The organism is Rhodospirillaceae bacterium (assembly GCA_016712715.1).
Classification (GTDB): Bacteria; Pseudomonadota; Alphaproteobacteria; order Dongiales; family Dongiaceae; genus Dongia.
Genome location: JADJQM010000001.1, coordinates 2172838 through 2197433, shown reverse-complemented (window position 1 = coordinate 2197433; position 24596 = coordinate 2172838). Strand labels below are relative to the sequence as shown.

The window sequence follows — 24596 nt, the reverse complement described above, 5'->3', positions numbered from 1 at the left end:
CGGCAATGCCAAGGAAGCCCTGGGTCGCGGTGCCTCGGCCATGGGCACCAGCACGACGACCGGCGACGGCGGCATGACGCCGGAAGAGCGCGGTCATTCCAACATTCTGGTCTATCAGCTCCTCCCCTCGCGCTATGGCATGAACCCGGACGATCTCCGCAAGGCTGACGCCATTGAAGTCGTGGTGGGCCAGGGCGCCAAGCCCGGCGGCGGCGGCATGCTGCTGGGGCAGAAGATCACCGAGCGCGTGGCCAAGATGCGGAACCTGCCCATCGGCATCGACCAGCGTTCGGCCTGCCGGCATCCCGACTGGACCGGCCCCGACGATCTTGCCATCAAGATCACCGAGCTGCGCGAGATCACCAATTGGGAAAAGCCGATCTATGTGAAGGTCGGTGCCACGCGGCCCTATTACGACACGGCGCTGGCCGTGAAATCCGGTGCCGATGTCGTCGTGCTCGACGGCATGCAAGGCGGCACGGCGGCGACACAGGAAGTCTTCATCGAACATGTCGGCCTGCCCATCCTCGCCGCCATCCGACCGGCGGTGCAGGCATTGCAGGATCTCGACATGCACCGGAAGGTGCAGCTCATTGTTTCTGGTCGCATCCGCAACGGCGCCGACGTGGCGAAGTGCCTGGCCCTTGGTGCCGACGCCGTCGCCATCGGCACGGCGGCGCTGATTGCGCTCGGTGACAATTCGCCGGCGCTGGAAAGCGAATATAAAAAGCTTGGTACCACCGCCGGCGCCTATGACGATTGGCATGAAGGCCGTGACCCGGCCGGTATCACCACGCAGGATCCGGTCCTCGCCTCGCGCCTCGACCCGGTCAAGGCGGGTCATCGCCTGGCCAATTATCTGGCGGTCCTGACCATGGAAACGCAGATCATCGCGCGCGCCTGCGGCAAGAGCCATGTCCACAATCTCGAACCCGACGATCTCGTCGCCCTCACCGTGGAATCCGCGGCGATGGCGGGCGTACCGCTGGCCGGCACCAACTGGATCCCGGGACAGGGGAAGTACTGAGAACGCGCTGGCACATGCGCGGCTGAACAAGAAAACGACACAGGAACTCTGAGGCTTTCAACAAAGGGGAACTAAGCATGGCAACCGACCTCGCCAAGGTCGCGAAAGACCGCAAAATCAAGTATTTCTTGATTTCCTACACCGATCTCTTCGGCGCGCTGCGCGCCAAACTGGTGCCGGCCCAGGCCATCGCGGAAATGCAGAAGAACGGCGCCGGGTTTGCCGGCTTTGCGACCTGGCTCGACATGACGCCGGCGCATCCCGACCTCTTCGCCAAGCCCGATCCCGACAGCCTCATTCAACTTCCCTGGAAGCCGGAGGTGGCCTGGCTTGCCTCCGACCTCTGGATGGACGGCAAGCCGGTAGCGGATTCTCCGCGCAATCTGCTGAAGCGCAAGATCGCCGAAGCGGGCAAGAAGGGTCTCCGCGCCAAGGCCGGTGTCAGGATGCGAGTTCTTCCTGATCACGCCGGACGGCAAGCAGATCGCAGACACGGCCGATACCGCCGACAAGCCCTGCTATGACCAGCTCGCTTTGATGCGCCGCTATGATGTCATCACCGAAATCTGCGACGCGATGCTGACCCTGGGCTGGAAGCCCTATCAGAACGACCATGAAGACGCCAACGGCCAGTTCGAGATGAACTGGGAATATGACGATGTGCTGAAGACAGCCGACCGCCATGTCTTCTTCAAATACATGGCGAAGTCGATCGCCGAGAAGCACGGCCTGCGGGCCACATTCATGCCCAAGCCCTTCAGCAATCTCACCGGCAACGGCGCCCACGCCCATATCTCGTTCTGGGACATGAGCGGCAAGAAGAACCTGTTCAGCGATCCCAAGGGCGAACTGGGCCTCTCCAAGCTCGCCTACCAGGTCCTGGGCGGCATCCAGCACAATGCCGATGCGTTGTGCTCGTTCTTCAACCCGACGGTCAATTCCTATAAGCGCATCAACGCGCCGCGCACCGTGTCGGGTGCGACCTGGGCCCCCAACACCATCACCTGGACCGGCAACAACCGGACTCACATGATTCGCGTGCCGGATGAAGGCCGCTTCGAGCTGCGCCTCGCCGATGGTTCGACCAATCCTTATCTGCTCCAGGCGGGCATCGTGGCCTCCGGCCTCGACGGCATCGACAACAAGCGCGATCCCGGCAAGCGCCTCGACATCAACATGTATACCGAAGGGCATACGGTAAAGGGTGGCCGCAAGCTGCCGCTCAATCTGCTCGACGCGCTGCGTCTCACGGATGCCAGCAAAGTGGTGCGCGAGCAGTTCGGCGATTCCTTCGTCAACGCCTATATCCGCATGAAGACGGAAGAATGGAACAGCTTCACCAAGCACCTCACCGAATGGGAGCGGCATAACACGCTCGATTGCTGAGCCCGTTCTAAGCCGCCCGAAGAGATTCGGGCGGCTTTCTTCTGGGTGTGGATGTTTCCGGTTAGGAAACTTCATTTAAGGCTAGTAAAGTCATAAGCAGCATGTTAAATTTTGATAAATATCGCAGATGACTGGTAGCAGCGTGTTTCGCGTGCTGCCCGTTCTCTGACGAAAGCTCCCTGAAGAGGAGCGCCACGATACCCCGGAACGGGGACGTGATTTGGGAGTGACGCCTCGAACGAGGCGAAGATGGATGAAGCGATCGTTCGAAATCCGATCGCCGTCTCAGGGGAGAGTGATATGGCGAACGACCTTCAGTCGCGCGTAGATTCCATGTTCAATAAAGATCGGCTATGGGCCTGGGCGTTTCGTGATCGCCCTGTGGGCGCTCCTGTTCGTCTACTTCGCGGTCAGCGGCTATATCGAAGACGGCAGCGCCAAGCTGCTGTTGGCGGTAGCCGGTATCCTGGTCGGTGTTTTCAACACTGCCTCGATCGCGGCCATGATCTCGCATTATGGCCATGACAAGAAGTTCATCTACGAACTGGACATCAAGCATTTGGACGCCAACCGGTAATCGCCCAAACAAACAACAACATTCAGGCGATTTTGGCCGGTCACTTCAGGGGAGGATGACAATGGCGAGATATCAACCACCAAAGCAAAGCGGCGCTGGCCAGGCGTTCGACGCCATCATTCTGATGGTGCTCGTTTTCTTTGCGCTCTGGTTTCCCGTCAACTTTCTGCATGCCGGTGCCGAGAAGGGCGATTGGCTGCCGGGTGTGGTGACGACGGAAACAGCGACCGATGGCACAATCGTCGTCAGCAATGACAAAGGTCTCGTGAAACGCACGGCGACGGACGGAACCATCACCTATGAGAACCTGACCTGGGAAGCGCTGGATCAGAATCCGGTCATGCAAGGGCAGTGGGCGAAGCTCGGCATCGATCTGGAAACCGCCGCCAACAGCATCACGCTGCGATACGATTATTCCTTCAACTGGCTCGGTGTTCTCGGCACGCTGGCAGCGGTCGCTGCCTATTTCGGTTTCCTGGTAACGCAATCCGACAAGGAATTCCGGCAGGTCATCGCCGAGAAATTCGGCGAGCGGCGATAGGGGGGATGATCCATGCTTGATTTCATGCAGTTTCGCGACGGCTGGGACTTCCTTCAAGCCGCAGCGTGGTTGGTTTCATTGGCGCTCTTGGCCTGGATGCTGTGGGACGCGATTCGCGTCAGTCAGCAATACAGCGAAGATATCCTGACCAGTTCACAAGAAGGCGTCGACGAGCTTGCGGGCCCGAACGACGTCGTCCACAAGGCCTGAGGGGGCGCCGCCATGACGGATATAACAGCAAACGGCGCCAAGAGCTCGATCAACCTTGCCAAGGTGCTGGGGCCGACCCACGTCTGGGCACTGGGTGTCGGGATCGTGCTTGTCGGCGAATTCATGGGCTGGAATTTCTCGGTCGAGAAGGGTGGTGCCTTGGGCTCCATCATCGCCTGCTGGATCATCGGCCTGCTCTATACCTGCGTCGCCATGATCGATTCCGAGGTGACCTCCACGGTTGCCGCGGCAGGCGGGCAATACACCCAGGCCAAGCACACGACCGGACCGTTGATGGCGTTCAATGTCGGTCTCTATCTGGTGCTGGCCTATACCATGCTGGAAGCTGCCGACATCTTCGTGTTCGGCGATCTGGTCCGCATCGGCGCCGAGGCGCTAGGGGCGGTGCCGGGCAGCGTTTCCGCACAGCCCTTCGTGCTCCTGGCCGTGTCGGTCCTGGCCTTCCTCAACTATCGCGGCGTGCTGATGACGCTCAGCGTCAACTTCCTGATCACGGCGGTGGCGTTCTTTTCGATCATCGTTCTGGTCTTTGCCTATCAGTTCGGCGTCTTCACCAGCGAACCGCTGCAGCATGAAGGCCTCGGCATGGGCAGCCTGCCCTATGGGTGGATGGGTGTCCTTGCCGCATTGCAGTTCGCCATCTGGTATTATCTGGGCATCGAAGGCACCTGCCAGGCGGCGGAAGAAGTCCGCTCCTGCGGCCGTTCGTTGCCGCTGGGCACGATGACCGGCATGATCACCTTGCTGATCGCGGCGGCACTGACCTGGTATATCTGTGCGGGCACCCTGCCATGGGAGTATCTCGGCACCGCCCTGGCGCCACTCTATGACGCCTCGCTGATGTCGGGCAGCAACTTCCTGGTTGTCCTGCTGTGGGTTGGTACGGTGTTCTCGGCCCTTGCCTCGGCCAATGGCTGCATCAACGACGCTTCGCGTGCCTGGTTCTCCATGGGCCGTGATCGCTATCTGCCGGAATTCTTTGCGGCGGTGCATCCGAAATACCGCACACCCTACCGTGCCATCCTGTTCCTGATCCCGATCGCCGCGGCGTTCGGTTTCTCGGGCTGCTGGCGCCGACGATCACCTTCTCGATCCTTTCCGGCCTGCTCGGCTACACCTTCATGCCGATCAACATGTTCCGCTTCCGCGGGAAATGGCCGCTGGACACGATCAAGCGGGGTTACGTTCACCCGTTCCACCCGATCCCCTCGATCGTGCTGCTGGTCCTCTGTGCCGCTACCTATGTCGCCGTCTATCTCGGCTTCGGCACGCAGTTGCTGGCGATGATGGTCTTCTACGCGGTGGCATCCATCTGGTTCGTTGTGTGTCGGTACAAATATGTCCGTCGCGGCGATCAGTTCACGATGGCCTGGCCGCGGCCGAAGGGCTATTAACGGAGCGAGCGTTCCACCCATTACCTCTCACGCGGCCGGCGGCTCATACCGCCGGCCGTTCTTTTGAGTTTGGACAGCCTGCTGATGCCCGTCCCATCCAGTATCGCCGCTTTCCTTCTGCTGATCCTGCTGGCGCTGGCTGTTCTGATCTGGCTCTATCGCCGTAGCAGTGCGCAACGCCGCCGTGACCGGGCGAGTCTCTATACGCCGGCCTATGAACTCTTCCAATCCTATCGGGTCGAGCAGAGGGATGCGGATTTCCCGATCCTCAGCGGTCATTATCGTGACCGGGCCTTCCATATTGACGCCGTCATCGACACGCTGACATTTCGCCGTCTGCCGGTGTTGTGGCTACGGGTCTCGTTGCTTGAACCGCTGCCCGGTGTTGCCACGACGGATATCCTTGTGCGGGCGCAGAACAACGAATTCTACGCACCAGGCAACGACCTGCCCTATCAGTTGCCGGTGCCCGCCCATTGGCCGGACGGGACACACGCCAAGACGGATGATCCGACGCGGGCACCATCGCGTGAGCTGCTCGAGCGGCATATGGATTTCTTTGCCCTGCCCCAGGCCAAGGAACTGCTGGTAACGCCGAAGGGAGTGCGACTCGTGCGCATGATCGACCAGGGCGAACGGGCCGAGTATCTGGTGCTGCGCATCGTCGATTTTCGCAGCAATCTGGTGTCGGCGGATGACTTGCGCGATATGATGGATCGCTGCATTGCCCTGATTGACGAGCTCAAAGGGGCGGCGATTCCAAAGGCGGGAGAGGGAATGTCTGACAAACCGTTGAAGGCGCCGTTCCACCCGTTCCTGGTGCTCGCCATTGCCGTATTGCTGCCGGGCATGGGTCAGATCGCCAATAGCCAGGCCACGCGCGGGCTGCTCTTCGCCTTCACCACCGTGGCGCTGGGCTATGTAACCGCCAAATATGCCGCGCCCGACGCTTCGATCATCGGTCGCTATGCCGGCGGCTTTTTCATTTACGCCGTCGCCATCATGGACGCCTATCGCTGGGCCAAGGTGCGCTGGGAAATCTTCAACCACGCCCATCCGAAATCGCCAGCCTAACTCAGGGAGTGGCTTAGCTCAGGCGGTAGATCGACGTGTAGTGGAGATGCGAGACGAGGCGATAGCCGAGCGGGCGCAGATAGCGGAAGATCTTGCTTTCCACCACGCGTTCCAGATCAAGATCGAGATCCTCGACCGCCAGCAGCTTCGGATGAAAGCGTGCCCAATCGTTGGAGCGCAGCACGTCAAGATCGACGCCTTCGCAATCGATATTCATGAAATCGACTGTGCGGCCGGCCGGAACATATTCGGTCAGCACGTCGGCCAAGGTCTTCTGTTCGACATCGATATCGCCGAGATGGCGCTTGCGGGGGTTGGTGAGCGTCTTCTTGTAGAGGTCCGGATCGACCGTGTTCATCGAGCGGTCGCTGAAGAGGTGGAGCCTGACCTTGCCGGGCTTGCTGCCGATGGCGAGTTGCAGGGCCGTATCCTCGGGCCGGGTCGCCTGGAAGGCGGTAATGGAATCGGGATCCGGGTCGATGGCGATCCCGCGCCAGCCGCGCTGGTAGAGCGCGTAGGTGTTGGAATAGTCGATCGGTGCATGAGCGCCGACATCGACATAGAAGCCGGTTGGCAGCTTGGCCAGGAATTTGAGAATCAGCCGGTCCTCGCCAAACGAGGAGTAGCTGTCGATCGGAAAGGTCATTTTGGCACCTTACAGGTGAAGATCGCTTAAGGTCCGGTCCAGCAATGAGAGGAAATGCGCACAGTCAGCTTCGCTGATGACCAGCGGCGGCTTGATCTTGAGCACATTGTTATGCGGCCCTTCCGAAGATAGCAACACGCCGGCACCCTTCATGGCCTCGATGACGGCCTTGAGGCCGGCGGCATCGGGCTGCAGCGTGTCCCGGTCCTTGACGAATTCCGCGCCGATGAAGAGGCCGAGGCCGCGCACATCGCCGATCACCCGGTGCCGGGTCGCCAGCAGCCGCAACCCGTCCATCAGCTGCACCCCGCGCGCCCGCGCATTGTGCAGCAGGCGTTCGTCGCGGATGACATCCAGCACGGCAAGGCCGATGGCGGCAGAGACCGGATTGCCACCGAAGGTGTTGAAGTATTCCATGCCGTTGGCGAAAGACGCGGCGATCTCAGGCGTGGTCGCCACCGCGGCCAGCGGATGCCCGGCGCCGATCGGCTTGCCCATGGTGACGATATCGGGGACGACACCCTGGGTTTCGAACGCCCACCAATGGGTGCCGACGCGCCCGAAGCCGACCTGCACCTCGTCCGCAATGCAGAGGCCGCCTTCGCGCCTGACATGGCGGTAGGCGTTGCCGAGGTAGTCGTGCGGGAAGGGAATCTGCCCCCCGCAGCCCTGGATCCCCTCCGCGATGAAGGCCATTGGCTTCCGACCCAGCGCTACCATGTCCAGGACCAGGGTGGCGACACTGTCGGCATAGGCGGGTCCCACATCCTTGTCGCCCTTGCGCAGCCGGCCGCGATAGGGATCGGGCATCTCCGCGACCCAGGTATGCGCGGGCCGACCTGCGCCACCCTTTCCATCGAACTTGTAGGGGCTGATGTCGATGAGGCTGGACAGATGGCCGTGATAGCCGTGATCGACCACCACCACATCGCGCGCCTTCGTGTGGGCATGGGCGAGACGCAGGGCAAGATCATTGGCCTCGCTGCCGGAATTGACCAGATAGATCACCGACAGTTCCGGCGGCAGGATTTCCGCGAGACGCCGGATATAGGTGGTGAGGTTGTCATGGAGATAGCGACTGTTGGTGTTGAGCAGCGCCATCTGCCGATCCGCCGCGTCGACGATGCGTGGATGGCAGTGGCCGACATGAGCGACGTTATTGACCATGTCGAGATAGGCACGCCCGGCCTCATCGTAGAGATGGCAGCCGGCGCCGCGCACGATCTTGAGGGGCGTGTCATAGGCGAGGCTGAAGGAGGGGGCGAGATGCCGCTGCCGTTCTCTCGCCAATTGCGCCTTGCTGCGTGAGATCGGGGCCGCGCAGTTCGCGCCGATGCCGAGGATGATGTTGGGGTCGGGGCAGATCTCGCGCCACAATTCCCATTGGCTGGCCCAGGAGATGCCGATGATGTCGAGCACAGCCCAACCCATGAGGTGCGTCATAAGCTGGAAGTGGAGATGTGGCGGCCAATCGCCGTTCTCCGCCGGCGTTGCGAGCACGCCCAGCCGGTCTCCCTTGGCGATGCGCTGTCCTTGCTTCAGCGCGGCGATGCTGCCAGGCGCCAGATGACCATAAAGTGTCCAGAACGGTACCCCGGTGTCCGTCTCATGGCGTAGCACCAAGATACCGCCGAAGCCGTGGCGGCCTGGGTCAACGCCGAGAGTCTCGACCGTGGCCAGATAGGGCGCGAAGATCTCCGTGCCGGCCGGCTCGAAGATGTCTATGGCGTGATGGATCTTGCGCGGGTTTTCTTCGCGCGGCTCTTCAGGGTGGTCATAGATCCCGCGATCCTCGCCATAGCGGCCGATGCCGGTGCGCGGTGCGATCTCGCGCTGCCGCTGCAACCACCAATTGGTCAGGTTTTCGCCACCGTTGCGGCTGGGATGTGTGAGTCTGGCCGGTGTCTCCGCCGCGTCCATGATGGCGACATGCGCTTGGTCGAGTGGTGCTCGCAGGACCGGACCAAAGCGATGATTGTTGAAATCCAGCCAACGCCGCAGATGCGGGACATGCTCATGAGCCGGCAGTCCGGCCGTGACGCGTGCCAGCATTTGTGCGATCAGCTGTTCCGGTCGGGCGGCGTCCATGGCAAATTCTTCCTGAACGGGAATGGATCGCTTCCTTCTACCATTCCCCATGACCACGACGAAAGTACTGCCGATGACCAGCACCCCAAAGCACGACAACGCCCAGCAACGGACCGCGCCATCCTATCGTCTGCCGGTCGAGGATACCGACTTCCTCGCCAACCGCGAGGAGTTGCGCGGCCTGCGTTTTGCGCTCGAATATTCCAAGGCGGATCTGGTGCTGCAGGATTGGGGTGTGCGGTCGACCGTGATCGTGTTCGGCTCAGCGCGCATTCCCTCACCGGAACTGGCGGCGGCGCGGATCGCCGCGGCGCCGGACGCCGCCGCCAAGGCCAGGGCCGAGAAGCTTGGGGCCTGGATGCGCTACTATGAAGAGGCGCGCGCTTTTGCCCGCTTGGTCTCCGAGGAAGGTGGCGCCCTCAAGCCCGTTGAAGGTCAACGCGACAATGTCATCGCGACGGGTGGCGGCCCTGGAATCATGGAAGCAGCCAATCGTGGTGCCCATGATGCCGGTGCGCCATCGATCGGCTTCAACATCACGCTGCCGGGCGAACAGGAGCCCAATGCCTTTTCGACGCCGGACCTCACCTTCCGGTTTCACTATTTTGCGATGCGCAAGATGCACCTCGCCATGCGGGCGCGGGCCTTGGCCGTGTTCCCCGGCGGCTTCGGCACGATGGACGAGCTGTTCGAGATCCTGACCCTGCAGCAGACGCGCAAGGTCACGGTGACGCCGGTGGTGCTGGTGGGGAAAGATTACTGGAACAGCGTCATCAATTTCGACGCCATGATCGACAGCGGCCTCATTGAAGCCGCTGACATGGGTATCTTCGATATCGTCGATACGGGAGCCGAAGCCTGGGCGGCCCTCAAGGGACGCGGTCTGAAGCCGGCCAGCGCCCGATCTGGGAAAATGGGCCGCCAGCCTGGCTGAAGGGGCTTAGTGGCGCCGTTTGAACGGCGCGGGACTTAGTGGCGCCGCTTGAACGGCGCGGGGCGCGGTGCCGAGCCGGTGTTCGGACGTTCGTCCTTGAAGCGGAAGGTGATGCGGCCCTTGGTCAGGTCGTAGGGCGTCATCTCGACGTTGACGCGGTCGCCCGCCAGCACGCGGATGCGATGCTTGCGCATCTTGCCCGAGGTATAGGCCAGGGTCTGGTGCCCGTTATCGAGCTGCACCACGTAGCGCAGATCCGGCAACATCTCCGTGACGGTCCCGTCAAAGGTGATGACGTCTTCTTTCGACATGGTTCTCTTTCAAATCGATATCTGTGAGGCAATCCGCACGACATCCAGGCGCACCACACATGGCTCAGCCGCCGGAATCATGCTGGGATGATTGCAGATGGCGCCATGAAATAAAGCAGGTCATGTGACCATTCAAGCTCAATCCGGCCGTGACCAGATCAGCGATTCCGATGATTTCAACTAACTATATGATAATTATGGATTATCTCGGAAATCACAGATCCGCGAAGGTGTCGACCAAGGCCCGGTCATAGCCTTTGCTCGCCAGCAGCAGCTGGCGCGAATAGGCGTGGTTGAGAGCGCCGGTGCCAAGATGGGCGCTTTCCGCCACCTCGACCAGCCGGCCCTGCCGCATCACGGCGAACCGGTTGCACATATGGGCGACCACGCCGAGATCGTGGCTGACCAGCAGATAGGTGACCCCCAACTGGGTGCGGATGTCATCGAGCAGGTTGAGGATTTCGGCCTGGATCGAGACATCGAGGGCCGAGGTCGGTTCATCAAGCAGGATGATGCGGGGGCTGAGGATGAGGGCGCGGGCGATGGCGATTCGCTGGCGCTGGCCGCCCGACAACTGATGCGGATAGCGGAAGCGAAAACTGGGGCCAAGTTGGACCTGTTCAAGCACGTCACGGACCCGCGCCTCGCGATTGTCGAGGCCGTGGACGATCAGGGGCTCCGAGAGGATCCGGTCGATCGTGTGCTTGGGGTGAAGCGACCCGAATGGGTCCTGGAACACCATCTGGACCTTGGCATAGAAGTCGCGGCTGCGCTTGCGGCCAAGCTTCGCGCCATCAACCACCATATCGCCCGTCCAGGTGTCGACCAGGCCTGCCACAGCGCGGAGCACGGTCGATTTGCCGGAACCGGACTCACCGACCAGACCGAAACTCTCGCCGGCCTCGACGCGCAGGCTGAATTGATCGACGGCGAGGACCCGGTCCTCTCCTTCGCCAAAGACAACGGACAGTTTGTCGATATCGATCATGACCGACCTCCCGCAGGCTGCCGGACCTGCGGCGCATCCGCCCAGGCCGGGTCGCGGCTGAGGATGGCGAGGCGCTTCTTCGGATTGTCAACTTCGGGCGCGCAGGCGAGCAGGCCCCTTGTATAGGGGTGTGTCGCCGAATAGAGGTCGCGGGCGGGTAGTTCCTCGACCACGCGGCCGCCATACATGATCAACACCCGGTCTGCGAAGGTGCGCACCAGGTTGAGATCATGGCTGATGAAAATGAGCCCCATGTTTCGCGTCTTCACGAGATCGTCGAGGATCGCCAGCACCTGGAGGCGCACAGTGACATCGAGCGCCGAGGTGGGCTCGTCGGCAATCAGCAATTCGGGCTCCGCCATCAGCATCATGGCGATCATGGCGCGCTGTCCCATGCCGCCTGAAAGCTCGTGCGGCCAGGCACGGAACACGCGCTGTGGGTCGCGGATCTTGACCGCTTCCAGCATCTCCAGCCCACGCTGCCGCGGGCTGGTGGCGCCCAGATGGCGCTGGCCGGCCTCGATCAGCTGATCCCCGATGGTCATCACGGGGTTGAGCGAATATTTGGGATCCTGCATCACCATGGCGATGCGCCGGCCACGAATCTCGCGCCAGGCTTTGGGGCTGAGGCCCACCAGATTGCCGCCGTGGAAGGTCATGCGGTCCGCGGTGATGCGCCCCTGGGTCAGCCCCAGGATGGCGCGGCCGGTCTGGGTCTTGCCGGAACCGGATTCGCCGACGATGGCGAGCTTCTCGCGGCCCATGGTGAAGCTGACATCCTTCACCGCATGGAATTCGCCCTTCGGCGTGTCGAAGCGGACATTGAGGTTCTGGACGTCGAGGATCGGTGTTTCGCTCATGTCACTTGCCCCCATATCACTTGCCACGAGGGTCGAGAACATCGCGCAAACCATCGCCGATGAGGTTGAAGCCCAGGCTGACGATGCAGATGGCAATGCCGGGATAAGTGCATACCCACCATTGTTCCAGGATCTGCGAGCGGCCTTCCGAGACCATCGAGCCCCATTCCGGCTGAGGCGGGGCGACGCCCAATCCCAGGAAACCGAGACCCGCCGCGATGAGGATGATGCCGGCCATGTCGAGTGAGACACGCACGATCAGCGAGGGAATGCACATCGGCATGATATGACCGAACAGAATGCGCAAGGAACCGGCGCCGGTCATCCGGGCGGCAGCCACGTAGTCGCTGTTGCGGACGGTCAGCGTCTCGGCACGGGCGATGCGCGCATAAGGTGGCCAGGATGTGATGGCGATGGCGAGGACGGCGTTTTCCAGCCCGGCGCCCAAGGCTGCCGCAAAAGCCAGTGCGAGAATCAGTTTCGGGTAGGCCAGGAACGCGTCGGTCAGGCGCATCAACGCGGTTTCGACCCAGCCGCCGACATACCCGGCCGTTGCACCGATGAGGAGTCCGATCGGTGCTGCCGTCACCGCCACCAGGCCGATGATATAGAGCGTGGTGCGGGCCCCGTAGACGATGCGGCTGAAGATATCGCGGCCCTGGTCATCGGTACCGAGCAGGAACCTGCTGCTGGGTGGCAGCAGGCGGTCCGGCAAATCGCCCCATAGCGGGTTATGCGGCGCAATCCAGGGCGCAAAGATGGCCATCACGACGAGCACGATAAGGATGAGGAGCCCCAGCATCGCCAGCGGATTCCGGGCGAAGGTGAGCCAGCCCAGATAGAACCGGCCCATGCGTGCCTGGAAACGGGAATCCGGCACGTCGCTCAGCAGCCAGGCGCGGAAGGAAGCGGAGATCATCGTCCTGTCTCCCTCACTGCGCGCGCGGATCGAGCAGCCGGTAGGCCACGTCGGTCAGCATGTTGATCACAATGAAGACGGCGCCCACGACGATGGTGCCGCCCATGACGGCCGGCATGTCCTGGCCGAAGATCGAATCGGTGATGTAGAGGCCGAGGCCGCGCCAGGCAAAGACGGTCTCGGTGAGGACCGAGCCCTCGAGCAGATTGCCATAGGAGAGGGCGATGACCGTGATCAGCGGCACCAGCACATTGCCCATGGCATGCTTCCAGATGATGCGTGTCTCCGAGACGCCTTTGACCCGTGCGGTCAGGATGTATTCCTGGCTGAGCTGACCCAGCATGAGCGAGCGGGTCATGCGGCTGATATAGGCAAGGCTGAAATAGCCCAGGAGGCTCGCCGGCAGGATGAGATGGCCGAGCGCGTTCTTGAAGAGATCCATGTCGCCCGAAATGAGGGTGTCGACGGTCATGAGGCCGGTCACCGGCGTCACCATATCCTCGTAGCCGAAATCGAGGCGCCCGGGACCGGGCAGCCAGTCGAGCTTGGCATAGAAGACGAGGAGGCCCATCAGGCCCAGCCAGAAGATCGGCACGGAATAGCCGACCAGGCCGACGAAGCGCACCACATGGTCGATCAACGTATCCTTGCGCACGGCGGCGAGGACACCCAGCGGAATGCCGAAAATGATGCCGATTATCGTGCCGAGTGTTGCGAGTTCCAGCGTCGCCGGGAAGACGTTCATCAGTTCCTGGGCGATCGGCTGGCTGGTGCGGATCGACTGGCCGAGATCGCCTTGGATGACATTGGTGAAATAGATCCAGAACTGGACCAGAATCGGCTCGTTGAGGCCCAACTGTTCACGCACGCGTTCGACATATTCATCGGTCGCATGGTCGCCGACGATGGCCAGTACCGGGTCGGCCGGCAGCATGCGGCTGATGACGAAGGTGACCAGGAGCAGGCCGAACAACGTCACGGCAACGGAGCCAAGAGAGTTCAGCAAGCCGCGCAGACGGCGTGATTTGATCAACATGGGATACTTCGATTGGCGCGCTGCGAGGGGACACAGCGCAGGATCGGGCAGGCTGTTCCTTTGAAGGAAAAGCCGCGGAAGTGAAAACGGCGTGTATCGTTCTTTCGCATCTCGACTTGCCGTCTCCGCCCTTCCCGTCGCGGGAAGGGCGGAACGAGCAAACGCGCCTTATTCCTTCGTCACATTGGCATAGAGATTGAGATCGAAGGTCGGGCCGATGACGAAGCCCTTCACATTGTTGAGAATGGCCGCCGTCTCGATCTGCTGGAACATGATGATGTAGGGGCTGGTTTCCAGCGCCTGCTTCTGCAGCTCCATGTACATCGCGGCACGCTTGGTGTTGTCCTTCTCGTCGCGGGCGGCGAGGACGGCCTTTTCATTCTCCGGCAGCTGCCAGACATTGCGCTTGGCGAGCGGTGCCATCAGATAGCCTTCGGCATTGGAGTGCGGATCCTGATAATCCGAGCCCCACTGGCCGATATAGATATCGTGCTGGCTGGCGCGATACTTGGTCAACGTGGTCTTGTTGTCGGCCAGCTTGATGATGATGTTGATGCCGGCCTTCGCCATGGTATTCTGGATCGAGGCGGAGAGCAGACGCGTCTCGGTCTTGTTCGTCGTGTCCATGGTGATGTTGAAGCCGTCCGGCACGCCGGCCTTCGCCAGCAGTTCCTTGGCCTTCTCGACGTTCAACGAGAACGGCGTTTCATTGTCGGCGCCGAGCTGGCCTTCCGGCAGGAAGGTCTGGTGTTTGATCCCGATGCTCTTGAACGAGGTGTTGGCGAGGCCGTCATAGTCAACCAGATACTTCATCGCCTGGCGGACTTCCGGCTTGGCGAGGTTCGGGTTCGTGGTGTTGAGGCCCATATACCAGAGGGTTGCCTTCGGCGTCGCCGCGACAGTGATGTTCTTGTCGCTGGCGATGGCGGTCAGCTGATCGTTGGTCAGGTTGCGCGCCATGTCGACGTCACCCTTTTGCAGCAAGAGCTGCTGGGTGGCGCTTTCGGTCACGTTCTTCGCCAGTACGCGCTTGATCTTCGGCGCGCCGCCCCAATAGGCATCGTTGGCTTCCATGACCAGCGATTCATTGGGCTTCCAGCCCTTCAGGACGAATGGACCCGAGCCGGCATAATTGGTGCGCAGCCAGTCATAACCGAGATCGCCATTGACCTCATGCGACATCACTTCCTTCTTGTCGACCACGGCCGAGGTGAAGGACAGGCAGTTGAGAAAGAAGCTCGGCGCATAGGGCGCATCGAGTTCGACCTCGAGGGTGGATGCGTCCTTCACGCGGACCATGTCCTTGACGGTCTCTTTCTTGAGGCCGAACTGGTTCATGATGAAGGCCGGGCTCTTGTCCAGCAGCACATAGCGCTCGATCGAGAATTCGGCGTCCTCAGCGGTCATTTCATTGCCCGAGGCAAACTTGATGCCGGGACGAATCTTGAAGGTGATCACCTTGCCGTCGTCGGAGGCCGACCAGCTCTCGGCGGCCTGCAACTTGATGGCACCGGGGTTGTCGAGGTCCTGCACGACCAGGCGGTCATAAGTGTTCGCCATATATTCCGAGCTGGAGAACTCGTAGATCTCGGCCGGATCCAACGAAATGATATCGTCGAAGACCCACGCCATGACCAGTGTGTCCTTGGGGGTCTTGGCCTCGGCGGTAAAGCCGCTGGCCATGACCAGTGCAAGACCGGCGACGCCGGCCTTAAGAAGCATGTTCATCTAGAGCCTCCTGGTTGGTGATTTGACGTATTCTTGCATCCCCGGACGCCTTGCCCCGCGTCCTTTTCGCCCGCTAGGCTATACCGCGATCACAAATCTGCAATGAAATTCTTGACCTGTTGGGCAACAGGAGGCGCGAACTTTTCTTGCGGCGGATGCGATTGCCGGAATCCTGGGCATCGCTGCTCAGGGAATCATCGGGGTTTGATCGCGAGGTCGGGTCTAGCGGCCGAGATGGATCTCGATCCGCTCCTTACCCTTGCCGATATTGCGGCGTTTCAGGGTCAAAGCCCCGACTTCCCCCGTTCGTTTGAGGTGGGTCCCGCCACATGGTACCGGATCGAAGCCTGCTATCTGCCAGAAGCGACGGCCGGCTGCTTCGTCACTGAAGGCGCTGGCAATGGGGAGGTCGGCTGTTACGATGGCCTCGGCACGGGCCAGAAGTGCCGGCAGATCCGGGGTCACGGGCACAGCGCGCGCAAAATCGATGCGCGCCTTGTCGGCGGCGATATGGGCGCCGATCTTTTCGATCGGCCCCAGGTCGCGGTAGACTATTTCCAGCACGATCTCGGCGGCGAAATGGAGCCGCATCAGGCGGTAGCGGCGCTCCCAGTCGATGGCGACGGCAACTTTGTCCCCTGGCCGCAGGCCATGATCGGTGGGCAGGGTATAGACGATGTCAGCGTCGGCGTTGCGTGCTTCCTTGACCGGAAGTCTCCCTATCGTGCCCTGATCGCTCTCCTGTCCCCCGGAGAAGGCATAGAAGATCGTCGCCGCCAGGGTCACATCGACACCCGCGACGGTAGCGACGTGGGTGTCGAGTCTCGTCAGATAAGGATCTTCCCAGAAGACCTTGCGGAGCATAGTGGTCTCGTCCGTTACTGCAGGCGGCATCATCGAGATCGACCTAAGCCGGCTCAAGGGCCGGCCGGAAATAAAATTACCCCTTCTTCGCCTGCTCCATCCGATCGGCGATGAGCGCCACCATCTCGAACATGATGGCCATCGCGTTCATGGCCGTGATGTTGTTGGGATTATCCTTGGTCGGGATCATGCAGACGATGTCGCCGCCGATGATGTTCATGCCGCGCAGGCCATGGAAGATCTTGACAATCTGCGAGGCGCGGAGCCCCTCATGCAGCGGGTCGAGATTGGAGACCGCCGGCGCATCGGCCGGATCCAGCACGTCGAGATCGAAGGTGATGTAGAGCGGCATGTCGCCCACGCGCTCGCGGATGATCTCGATGGTGCGCTCGATGCCGATCTCGAAGAACTCGTCAGCCGGAATAAGGCGGTAGCCGAGCTTGCTGAAATTGAGATCCGCGCGCGGGCGGATCGGGTTACCGCGCATGCCCAGCTGCACGCTATGGGCCGGGTCGACATGCTGTTCAACCACGGTATAGGCAGCCCAATGCGCCGCCGACCGCTCGGCACCCAGCCAATGCGGGATATGTTCGTAATCGTCGCGATGGGCGTCAAAATGGAGAAGGGCGCATTTGCGGCCCTGCGTGAGGTTGGCGTCCTTCCCGGCCAGTGCTTTCAATATCGGCCCGGTGATCGCGTGATCGCCGCCGATGGAGACCGGCCGCGTACCGGCGCGGTCGAGGCGCTTGTAGAAACCCTCGATATCCTTGACGCAGATATCGTTGACCATGGCATGGGGCAGCGGCACATCGCCCAGATCGTTGATGCGTGCGGATTCCCACGGCACGATGCCGTATTTCTGATGGCCGCGGCGATACCAGCCGGACACGTTGCGCACGGCGCGTGGTCCCAGATGCTGGTCACGCTCGGTCGAGCCGTTGCCGGAAGAATGCGGGACGCCGACCAGGGCGATGTCGCAATTGGCCGGGTTCTCATCGAACTTGCATTTGAAGAAGGTCTGGATGCCCCACCAGTACCAGGGCTCCATCTCGGCCTTCTTGCGTTGGAATTCCGCCTCGTCCATCTCGTCCCCCGCCCGTGATCTCGTGAATCTGGATCAACCTAGCGGGGGCCGACGGGACTGACAATCAGATCAGGCGAAAACTAGCCGATCAACGATCCCCAGAGATCGTAATCCTCGGCGCGGTCGATCTTCACCTTCACCATGTCGCCGGCCTTCAGGCGTTTCTTGCCGAGATTGGAAACGAAGACCTGGCCGTCGATTTCCGGCGCATCGGCCGAGGAGCGGCCGATCGCCTGCACCTTGTCAGCCTCGTCGATCAGGACATCCATGGTCCTGCCGACCTTGCGCTGCATGCGCTTTTCACTGATCAGGCGCTGGGTTTCCATGAAGCGGTCCCAGCGATCGTGCTTCTCATCTTCATCAACCTGCTCGAGGCCGAGATCGTTGGACTTGGCGCCGTCGACCGGTTCGTATTTGAAGCAGCCGACGCGATCGAGCTCGGCTTCCTCCAGCCAATCCAGCATGAATTCGAAATCTTCCTCGGTCTCGCCGGGGAAGCCGACGATGAAGGTCGAGCGGATGGTGAGGTCGGGGCAGATCTCGCGCCAGGCCTTGATCCGATCCAGCACCTTTTCCTGATTGCCGGGGCGCTTCATGGCCTTGAGGATCTTCGGGCTGGCATGCTGGAAGGGGATGTCGAGATAGGGCAGGATCAAGCCATCCGCCATCAGCGGAATGACATCGTCGACATGCGGATAAGGATAGACGTAATGCAGCCGCGTCCACGCGCCGAGCTGGCCCAATTCGCGGGCGAGGTCGAGGAACTTCGCCTTGACCATGCGGCCCTGATACTTGCTCTCGGCATATCTAATATCCACACCGTAAGCGCTTGTATCCTGACTGATCACCAGCAATTCCTTGACGCCGGACTTCACCAGATTCTCGGCCTCGATCAGCACTTCGCGCACCGGGCGCGAGGCAAGGTCGCCGCGCAAGCTTGGGATGATGCAGAAGGTGCAGCGATTGTTGCAGCCTTCGGAGATCTTCAGATAGGCATAGTGGCGCGGCGTGAGCTTGAGCCCGGCCGGCGGCACCAGGTCATAGAACGGATCGTGTTTGGGCGGGATCACGTCATGGACCGCGCTCACGACGCTTTCATATTGCTGAGGGCCGGTTATGGACAGGACCTTGGGGTGCTGCTGGCGGATAAGGTCCGGTGTGGCGCCCAGGCAACCGGTGACGATCACCTTGCCATTTTCATGAAGCGCTTCGCCAATGGCGTCCAAGCTCTCGGTGCGGGCGGAATCCAGAAAACCGCAGGTATTGACGATCACCACATCGGCGCCGGCATAGGAATCCGAGATGTCATAACCTTCAGCCCGCAACTGGGTGAGGATGCGTTCGGAATCGACCAGTGCCTTGGGGCAGCCCAGGCTGACGATGCCGACACGCGGCTGGCTCTTGCTCATTTACTGCAGTCCTGAACTGGTCCGGGATGTCGCGCGCCCGGTTCGGGGCAAGCCACGGGTTGGGCGCGCGGGCATGTGCCCATCCATATCGGGCTTCACCTAGCGGTATTTCCCCGGTCAGGCAAGGTGTCTCCTAAGTAATTGTCATAGAATACAATTTCGCGGGTCACAGCCTTGTCACGCAGGTCACCGGCTTGTCGGGGGCAAGCGTCTCTGGTCGTGGTTACCTTGGGTCAGAGGAATTTGGCGGCTTTTTGGGGTCGCAGCCCGTTTGTGCGCCCAGAAGAAAGGAACGCGACAATGGTTGAAACACTTGTCGGCACGGCCTTGGTGATGTGGGTCATTTGCGTTGCCATGGCACCCGCTTGGCTTGGTGCCGGGACCTCGTCTGACCGTTCCCGTTTGACCTTGCGTTCCCGCCTGACTTTCCGATCGAGGGCCCTGCTGCGCTCCCGATTGGCTTTCGCAAAGCCACGTCTTTCAATGGTGGTGTAGCGCGCCCGTCTATCTGCTTCCCGAGAATGACCCTCGTTTGATCAATCTTTTCGTTACTGACGTTGCAAACTGGTCGGCCGATCTTGGCGACCCCAGCCGGACCTACCCCCCGAAAGGGAACCCCCGCTGATTTCGGCCCCAGCGCCCAACCGCTTCCTCTTTGCGGTTGGGCGCTTTTTTTTGCCGCGATGCCGGACGCTGAAATGCGCGCTTTGTGGCGAATTTTGCTCTCTCCGGCTTTTGCTGCACTGCATTGCTTTCAGAGTGGAAAGCCAATACATCCCTTGGCTAAGCTGCTGTCTCAACCTGAGCGATGCTCGATGATCCGGAATTTCCCGACATGACAGACCGTGCCGTGCGCCTCCATGAATTGGCCAAAATGGACCAAGCTGCCATCGCCCGGCTGAAGGTGCGTTCCGAGGAGGATCTGCAAGGCTTCATCGATGCCGTGAAGCCCATCATCGGCGCGGTCGCGGCGGAAGGAGACTTGGCCCTTATTGGCTGTGCCCAGCGTTTCGATGGCGCGCCGCAGACTTTTGCCCAGATTATGACTCCTCCTGAGGATTTCGACTGGGCCGAGAAGCACGTCTCGGCCGAGGTGATGGATGCCCTGAAATTCGCCGCCGACAATATCCGCCGTTATCACGAGGCGCAGCGGCCGGAAGAAATGTGGCTGAAGGAAATGCGACCGGGCGTCTTTGCCGGCGAACGCTGGACGCCGATCGATTCCGTGGCCTGTTACGTGCCGCGCGGCAAGGGCTCGTTCCCCTCCGTGGCTTTGATGACGGCCATTCCCGCCGTGGTGGCCGGCGTGCCGCGTGTGGTCATGCTGACGCCGCCGGGTGCCGATGGCCGCGCCGATGCCGCGACCCTCGTCGCCGCCAAGCTGGCCGGCGTCACGGAAGTCTACCGGGTCGGCGGGGCGCAGGCTGTGGCCGCCGCCGCCTTTGGTACGGCCAGTGTGCCGCGCTGCCTCAAGATCGTCGGACCCGGCAGCCCCTATCTCCTCGCCGCCAAGAAACTGCTCGCCGACCGGATCGATCCCGGCATGCTGGCCGGCCCCTCGGAAGCTTTGATTCTGGCCGATGAGACGGCGGATGGGCGCCTTGCGGCACTCGATCTTCTGGTCGAGGTCGAACACGGGCCGGATTCCTCGGGCTTCCTGGTGACGCCATCGCGTGACGTGGCGGAGGCGGCGCTCAAGGCGATCCCGGGCTTCTTCGGCAAGATGAGCGAGACACGGATCGATTACACGATGACCGTGTTGTCATCTGAACGCGGCGGCATCGTGCTTACGCCCGATATGCAAAGCGCCTATGACTTCGTCAACGACTATGCCCCGGAACATCTGATGATCCACGCCAAGGAGCCCTATGCCCATCTCGGCGCCATCCGCAATGCCGGCGAGATCCTGCTGGGCGAATACAGCTCCAATACGCTGGCCAATTTCGTCATCGGTCCAAACAATGTGTTGCCGACCAGCGGCTGGGCCAAGACCATGTCACCGCTCTCGGTGTTCGATTACATGAAGCGCGCCACCGTGGCGCATGTGACGCCGGCCGGCTATCCAGGCTTGGCCAAGGCCGCCGAAACTCTGGCCCGTTACGAAGGCTTCGATGCCCATGCCAATGCGGTGTCGGCCACGCGCGATGAGATCATGGCAACACGAAAGGGATGAATTTGATGGCGGCATCGGTCCAGCGTATCAACTGCCCGCCTTTTGCCGATCAGCGGCCCGGCACCTCGGGCCTGCGCAAGAAAGTCAAGCGTTTCGCCGAACCCCATTACCTGGCGATGTTCGTGCAGGCAATCTTCGGCGCGGTCGGCGATCTCAAGGGTGCCACGATCGCGCTGGGCGGTGATGGCCGCTATTACAACCGTGAGGCCAGCGCCATCATCCTGCGCATGGCGGCTGCACATGGCATCGCCAAGGTGCTGGTGGGCAAGGGTGGTATCCTCTCCACGCCGGCCGCCAGCAATCTCATCCGCCAGCGCGGGCTCAAGGGCGGCATCATTCTGTCCGCCAGCCACAATCCGGGCGGTCCGGATGGCGATTTCGGCATCAAATACAATGCCACCAATGGCGGTCCTGCCCCGGAATCCTTGACCGAGGCGATGTTCAAGCTGTCGCAAACCCTGACCGGCTACGACATTCTCGATGAAAGCGTCGGCAAGATCGATCTCGATCGCCTGGGTATGCAGGCGCTGGGTGGCATGACAGTAGAAGTCGTCGATCCAGTGGCAGATTACGCATCGCTGATGGAAAGTCTGTTCGATTTCGACCGCATGCGCAAATGGCTCAAGGGCAAACGCATGCTGTTCGATGCGATGCATGCGGTGACCGGCCCCTATGCCGAGGAGATCCTGGTAAAGCGGCTGGGCGCGTCGCCCCAATCCTTGCTGAACTTTGTGCCGAAGACCGATTTCGGCAACCATCATCCCGATCCCAATCCGGCCCATGCCGAGGAACTGATGGCGCGAATGTGGGAAGCCGATGCGCCGGCGCTGGGTGCTGCGTCCGATGGTGATGGCGATCGCAACATGATCGTGGGTGCCAAGCTGGCGATCAGCCCGAGTGACAGCCTTGCCGTTCTTGCCGCCAATGCCAACCTCATTCCCGGCTATGCCAAAGGTATCAAGGGCGTTGCCCGTTCCATGCCGACCAGCCGCGCTGCCGATGTGGTGGCGGCGGAACTCGGCATTGAGAGCTTTGAAACACCGACCGGCTGGAAGTTCTTCGGCAATCTTCTCGATGACGGCCGGGTCACCCTGTGCGGCGAGGAGAGCTACGGTACCGGCTCCGATCATGTGCGCGAAAAGGATGGGCTCTGGGCCGTCCTGTTCTGGCTCGATCTGCTGGCCGCCACGGGGAAATCCGTGCCGGCCATGATGGATGGGCACTGGCGTCGTTTCGGCCGACACTATTATTCGCGCCACGATTACGAAGCGGTCGACACGGACCGGGCCAATGAGATCGTCAATTCCTTGCGTCAACGTCTGCCGGATTTGCAGGGTCGCGCGGATAAGGGCCGGCGCATCGAGCTGGCCGACGATTTCCGATATCAGGATCCGATCGACGGGTCGATCAGCGAACGTCAGGGAATCCGCCTGGTCTTCTCCGATGGTGGGCGGCTGGTGCTGCGCCTCTCGGGCACGGGCACCGAGGGTGCCACCTTGCGCCTCTATCTCGAACGCTTTGAACCGAAGACAGGTGTCCTCGATCTGGAGCCGCAAGCGGCGCTCGCCGATTACATCAACCTTGCCGAAGATCTCATCGGCATCAAACGTGTGTCTGGGCGTGCCCAGCCGGATGTGGTGACATGACGAATCCGATCCTATTGCCGGCCTGGAAGGCACTCGAGGCACATCGGGCCAAGCTTGGCGATACCACGCTGACCGAGCTTTTTGCCGGTGATGCGGCGCGCTTCAGGAATTTTTCGGCGCGGTTCGGCGACATCGTGCTCGACTATTCGAAGAACGGCATCACCGACGTGACCATGGGCCTGCTACTGGGCCTGGCTGACGAGGCGAAACTCGCCCAGGCGCGGGCGCATCTCTTTAGTGGCGACCGGGTCAACAATACCGAAGGTCGGCCCGCCTTGCACATGGCCTTGCGGGCGCCGGCCGCCCATGGAGGCCATGGCCTGACCTTCCTGATCGACGGCACGAGTGTGGCGCCCCTGGTGGAAGCGGAACTGGAGGCGATGTTCGATTTCGCCGATCAGGTTCGTCATGGCGCCTTCACTGGCGCCACCGGCAAGCGGATCGAGCATATCGTCAATATCGGTATCGGTGGGTCGGATCTGGGGCCAGCACTGGTGGTGGATGCGCTCCGGCCGGATATTGCCGGCCGCTTTGCCATGGATTTCGTTTCCAACGTTGATGGTGCGCATCTCGATGCGGTGCTCACCAAGGCGAATCCGGAAACGACGCTTTTCATCATCGCCTCAAAGACGTTCACGACCGCCGAAACCATGGCCAATGCAAGCTCGGCACGGAAGTGGCTTGCGGAGAAACTGGGCGAAGCCGCGGTTGACCGGCATTTCGTCGCAGTCTCGACCAACATTGCCGCCGTGCAGAATTTCGGAATAGACCCCGCGCGCATGTTTCGCTTCTGGGACTGGGTGGGCGGTCGCTATTCGCTGTGGTCGGCCATCGGCCTTTCCATCGTGCTGGCGGTGGGGCCGCACAAATTCCGCGAACTCCTCGCCGGTGCAGCGGCGATGGATCGCCATTTCCAGGAAGCGCCGCTGGCGGAGAACCTGCCCGTGATTCTCGGTCTGCTGCAGGTCTGGCATCGCAATTTCTGTCATATGGCGGCGCAGGCAATCCTGCCCTATGCACAGGATCTGTGGTGCCTGCCGGCCTATCTCCAGCAATTGGAGATGGAGAGCAACGGCAAATCCGTGACGCGGGACGGTGCGCCGGTGACCTGGCACACGTCGCCGGTCATCTGGGGCCAGGCCGGCACAAACGGCCAGCACGCTTTCCACCAGATGCTGCATCAGGGGTCGGAACCGGTGCCTTGCGATTTTATCCTGGTGGCGCGGGACCGCTCGGCCTTTCCGGACCAGCATCATATGCTCTTCGCCAATGGCCTGGCCCAATCCGCAGCACTCGCCTTTGGCAAATCGGCAGAGGCCGTCGCGTCCGAGATGACGGCCGCCGGCCGCGACGCGGCATCGATTGCGGCACTCGTGCCGCATCGCACATTCGGCGGCAATCGCCCATCGACGACCATCCTGCTGCCTGTCCTCGATCCATACCATCTGGGCGCCTTGATCGCGCTTTACGAACACAAGGTGTTTGTCGCTGCCACCATTTGGGGCATCAACCCCTTCGACCAATGGGGTGTCGAACTGGGCAAGGAGATGGCCAATGCTCTGCTTGCGGGGAAGGGTGGCCCAGCCGATTCCTCGACAGCCGGCCTGATGGCCCTATATGATAGTTATACGCACCGAAAATAGGGCGTGAAGCACCGCGTGGGGCGGTGTCCGGCGGGGG

The 24596-nt window shown here is 61.4% G+C and carries 19 protein-coding genes and 3 pseudogenes; 11 read left to right on the top strand and 11 right to left on the bottom strand.

Annotated elements, in window-relative coordinates; genetic code table 11:
- The 7 genes and pseudogenes from IPK59_10735 to IPK59_10705 all read left to right on the top strand — a co-directional run.
- The coding region (locus IPK59_10735; GenBank protein MBK8159207.1) for an FMN-binding glutamate synthase family protein at positions 1-1027 on the top strand (1027 nt) is incomplete at its 5' end.
- A 77-nt stretch (positions 1028-1104) separates the two neighbouring features.
- Positions 1105-2413: pseudogene (glnT, locus tag IPK59_10730) on the top strand (type III glutamate--ammonia ligase).
- A gap of 300 nt (positions 2414-2713) precedes the next feature.
- Positions 2714-2990: pseudogene (locus IPK59_10725) on the top strand (hypothetical protein).
- A 61-nt stretch (positions 2991-3051) separates the two neighbouring features.
- The gene (locus IPK59_10720) at positions 3052-3531 is read left to right on the top strand and encodes a hypothetical protein (GenBank protein MBK8159206.1); all 480 of its coding nucleotides are present in this window, start codon (positions 3052-3054) and stop codon (positions 3529-3531) included.
- Between the two features lie 24 nt (positions 3532-3555).
- Entirely contained in the window at positions 3556-3741 is a 186-nt protein-coding gene (locus IPK59_10715; protein MBK8159205.1) for a hypothetical protein, read from the top strand.
- Positions 3742-3753: 12 nt separating this feature from the next.
- Positions 3754-5156 (top strand): annotated as a pseudogene (locus IPK59_10710) (amino acid permease).
- A 777-nt stretch (positions 5157-5933) separates the two neighbouring features.
- A complete protein-coding gene (locus IPK59_10705; GenBank protein MBK8159204.1) occupies positions 5934-6230 on the top strand; it encodes a hypothetical protein in 297 nt (98 codons plus the stop codon).
- A gap of 13 nt (positions 6231-6243) precedes the next feature.
- Here the strand turns inward: IPK59_10705 and IPK59_10700 are convergent, their stop codons facing one another.
- Both IPK59_10700 and IPK59_10695 read right to left on the bottom strand, forming a co-directional pair.
- A complete protein-coding gene (locus tag IPK59_10700; GenBank protein MBK8159203.1) occupies positions 6244-6876 on the bottom strand; it encodes an FkbM family methyltransferase in 633 nt (210 codons plus the stop codon).
- 9 nt (positions 6877-6885) lie between these two features.
- The gene (locus IPK59_10695; protein ID MBK8159202.1) at positions 6886-9015 is read right to left on the bottom strand and encodes an aminotransferase class III-fold pyridoxal phosphate-dependent enzyme; all 2130 of its coding nucleotides are present in this window, start codon (positions 9013-9015) and stop codon (positions 6886-6888) included.
- A gap of 22 nt (positions 9016-9037) precedes the next feature.
- Between IPK59_10695 and IPK59_10690 the strand changes: the two genes are divergently transcribed.
- On the top strand, positions 9038-9898 hold the full coding sequence (locus IPK59_10690) for an LOG family protein (protein MBK8159201.1): 861 nt from the start codon (positions 9038-9040) through the stop codon (positions 9896-9898).
- A gap of 35 nt (positions 9899-9933) precedes the next feature.
- Here IPK59_10690 and infA read toward each other — a convergent pair whose 3' ends face one another.
- The 9 genes from infA to rimO all read right to left on the bottom strand — a co-directional run bounded on the left by infA (position 9934) and on the right by rimO (position 19097).
- Complete coding sequence (infA, locus tag IPK59_10685) at positions 9934-10209, bottom strand: translation initiation factor IF-1 (GenBank protein MBK8159200.1); 276 nt, start codon at positions 10207-10209, stop codon at positions 9934-9936.
- Between the two features lie 214 nt (positions 10210-10423).
- Positions 10424-11197 carry an ABC transporter ATP-binding protein gene (locus tag IPK59_10680; GenBank protein ID MBK8159199.1) on the bottom strand — a complete coding sequence of 258 codons (774 nt, stop codon included), beginning with the start codon at positions 11195-11197 and terminating at the stop codon, positions 10424-10426.
- A complete protein-coding gene (locus IPK59_10675; GenBank protein ID MBK8159198.1) occupies positions 11194-12057 on the bottom strand; it encodes an ABC transporter ATP-binding protein in 864 nt (287 codons plus the stop codon). The genes IPK59_10680 and IPK59_10675 overlap by 4 nt, the downstream gene beginning before the upstream one ends.
- A 16-nt stretch (positions 12058-12073) precedes the next feature.
- Positions 12074-12976 carry an ABC transporter permease gene (locus IPK59_10670; GenBank protein MBK8159197.1) on the bottom strand — a complete coding sequence of 301 codons (903 nt, stop codon included), beginning with the start codon at positions 12974-12976 and terminating at the stop codon, positions 12074-12076.
- Between the two features lie 13 nt (positions 12977-12989).
- Positions 12990-14012 carry an ABC transporter permease gene (locus IPK59_10665; GenBank protein ID MBK8159196.1) on the bottom strand — a complete coding sequence of 341 codons (1023 nt, stop codon included), beginning with the start codon at positions 14010-14012 and terminating at the stop codon, positions 12990-12992.
- A gap of 168 nt (positions 14013-14180) precedes the next feature.
- Positions 14181-15740, bottom strand: a complete 1560-nt coding sequence (locus tag IPK59_10660; GenBank protein ID MBK8159195.1) for an ABC transporter substrate-binding protein — start codon at positions 15738-15740, stop codon at positions 14181-14183.
- A gap of 222 nt (positions 15741-15962) precedes the next feature.
- Positions 15963-16604 carry an alanyl-tRNA editing protein gene (locus IPK59_10655; protein ID MBK8159194.1) on the bottom strand — a complete coding sequence of 214 codons (642 nt, stop codon included), beginning with the start codon at positions 16602-16604 and terminating at the stop codon, positions 15963-15965.
- Positions 16605-16680: 76 nt separating this feature from the next.
- On the bottom strand, positions 16681-17688 hold the full coding sequence (locus IPK59_10650) for an arginase family protein (protein ID MBK8159193.1): 1008 nt from the start codon (positions 17686-17688) through the stop codon (positions 16681-16683).
- Positions 17689-17768: 80 nt separating this feature from the next.
- Positions 17769-19097: a 30S ribosomal protein S12 methylthiotransferase RimO gene (rimO, locus tag IPK59_10645; protein ID MBK8159192.1), complete on the bottom strand. Its 1329-nt coding sequence runs from the start codon at positions 19095-19097 to the stop codon at positions 17769-17771.
- Between the two features lie 835 nt (positions 19098-19932).
- On the opposite strand from rimO, the gene hisD reads away from it, so the two are divergent.
- The 3 genes from hisD to pgi are packed head-to-tail and all read left to right on the top strand — an operon-like array spanning position 19933 to position 24559.
- The gene (hisD, locus tag IPK59_10640) at positions 19933-21270 is read left to right on the top strand and encodes a histidinol dehydrogenase (GenBank protein MBK8159191.1); all 1338 of its coding nucleotides are present in this window, start codon (positions 19933-19935) and stop codon (positions 21268-21270) included.
- Positions 21271-21275: 5 nt separating this feature from the next.
- Complete coding sequence (locus IPK59_10635; GenBank protein MBK8159190.1) at positions 21276-22916, top strand: alpha-D-glucose phosphate-specific phosphoglucomutase; 1641 nt, start codon at positions 21276-21278, stop codon at positions 22914-22916.
- The gene (gene pgi, locus IPK59_10630) at positions 22913-24559 is read left to right on the top strand and encodes a glucose-6-phosphate isomerase (protein ID MBK8159189.1); all 1647 of its coding nucleotides are present in this window, start codon (positions 22913-22915) and stop codon (positions 24557-24559) included. Before IPK59_10635 ends, pgi begins: the two co-directional genes overlap by 4 nt.
- Positions 24560-24596 lie beyond the last annotated feature (37 nt).

What these genes read in the sequence shown, in the direction of transcription:
- IPK59_10675 (MBK8159198.1), bottom strand. Translation starts at nt 12,057, where the DNA reads ATGAGCGAAACACCGATCCTCGACGTCCAGAACCTCAATGTCCGCTTC.
- IPK59_10695 (MBK8159202.1), bottom strand. Translation starts at nt 9,015, where the DNA reads ATGGGGAATGGTAGAAGGAAGCGATCCATTCCCGTTCAGGAAGAATTT.
- infA (MBK8159200.1), bottom strand. Translation starts at nt 10,209, where the DNA reads ATGTCGAAAGAAGACGTCATCACCTTTGACGGGACCGTCACGGAGATG.
- IPK59_10660 (MBK8159195.1), bottom strand. Translation starts at nt 15,740, where the DNA reads ATGAACATGCTTCTTAAGGCCGGCGTCGCCGGTCTTGCACTGGTCATG.
- IPK59_10720 (MBK8159206.1), top strand. Translation starts at nt 3,052, where the DNA reads ATGGCGAGATATCAACCACCAAAGCAAAGCGGCGCTGGCCAGGCGTTC.
- IPK59_10670 (MBK8159197.1), bottom strand. Translation starts at nt 12,976, where the DNA reads ATGATCTCCGCTTCCTTCCGCGCCTGGCTGCTGAGCGACGTGCCGGAT.
- hisD (MBK8159191.1), top strand. Translation starts at nt 19,933, where the DNA reads ATGACAGACCGTGCCGTGCGCCTCCATGAATTGGCCAAAATGGACCAA.
- IPK59_10715 (MBK8159205.1), top strand. Translation starts at nt 3,556, where the DNA reads ATGCAGTTTCGCGACGGCTGGGACTTCCTTCAAGCCGCAGCGTGGTTG.
- pgi (MBK8159189.1), top strand. Translation starts at nt 22,913, where the DNA reads ATGACGAATCCGATCCTATTGCCGGCCTGGAAGGCACTCGAGGCACAT.
- IPK59_10690 (MBK8159201.1), top strand. Translation starts at nt 9,038, where the DNA reads ATGACCAGCACCCCAAAGCACGACAACGCCCAGCAACGGACCGCGCCA.
- IPK59_10680 (MBK8159199.1), bottom strand. Translation starts at nt 11,197, where the DNA reads ATGATCGATATCGACAAACTGTCCGTTGTCTTTGGCGAAGGAGAGGAC.
- IPK59_10705 (MBK8159204.1), top strand. Translation starts at nt 5,934, where the DNA reads ATGTCTGACAAACCGTTGAAGGCGCCGTTCCACCCGTTCCTGGTGCTC.
- IPK59_10635 (MBK8159190.1), top strand. Translation starts at nt 21,276, where the DNA reads ATGGCGGCATCGGTCCAGCGTATCAACTGCCCGCCTTTTGCCGATCAG.
- IPK59_10655 (MBK8159194.1), bottom strand. Translation starts at nt 16,604, where the DNA reads ATGCTCCGCAAGGTCTTCTGGGAAGATCCTTATCTGACGAGACTCGAC.
- IPK59_10700 (MBK8159203.1), bottom strand. Translation starts at nt 6,876, where the DNA reads ATGACCTTTCCGATCGACAGCTACTCCTCGTTTGGCGAGGACCGGCTG.
- IPK59_10650 (MBK8159193.1), bottom strand. Translation starts at nt 17,688, where the DNA reads ATGGACGAGGCGGAATTCCAACGCAAGAAGGCCGAGATGGAGCCCTGG.
- IPK59_10665 (MBK8159196.1), bottom strand. Translation starts at nt 14,012, where the DNA reads ATGTTGATCAAATCACGCCGTCTGCGCGGCTTGCTGAACTCTCTTGGC.
- rimO (MBK8159192.1), bottom strand. Translation starts at nt 19,097, where the DNA reads ATGAGCAAGAGCCAGCCGCGTGTCGGCATCGTCAGCCTGGGCTGCCCC.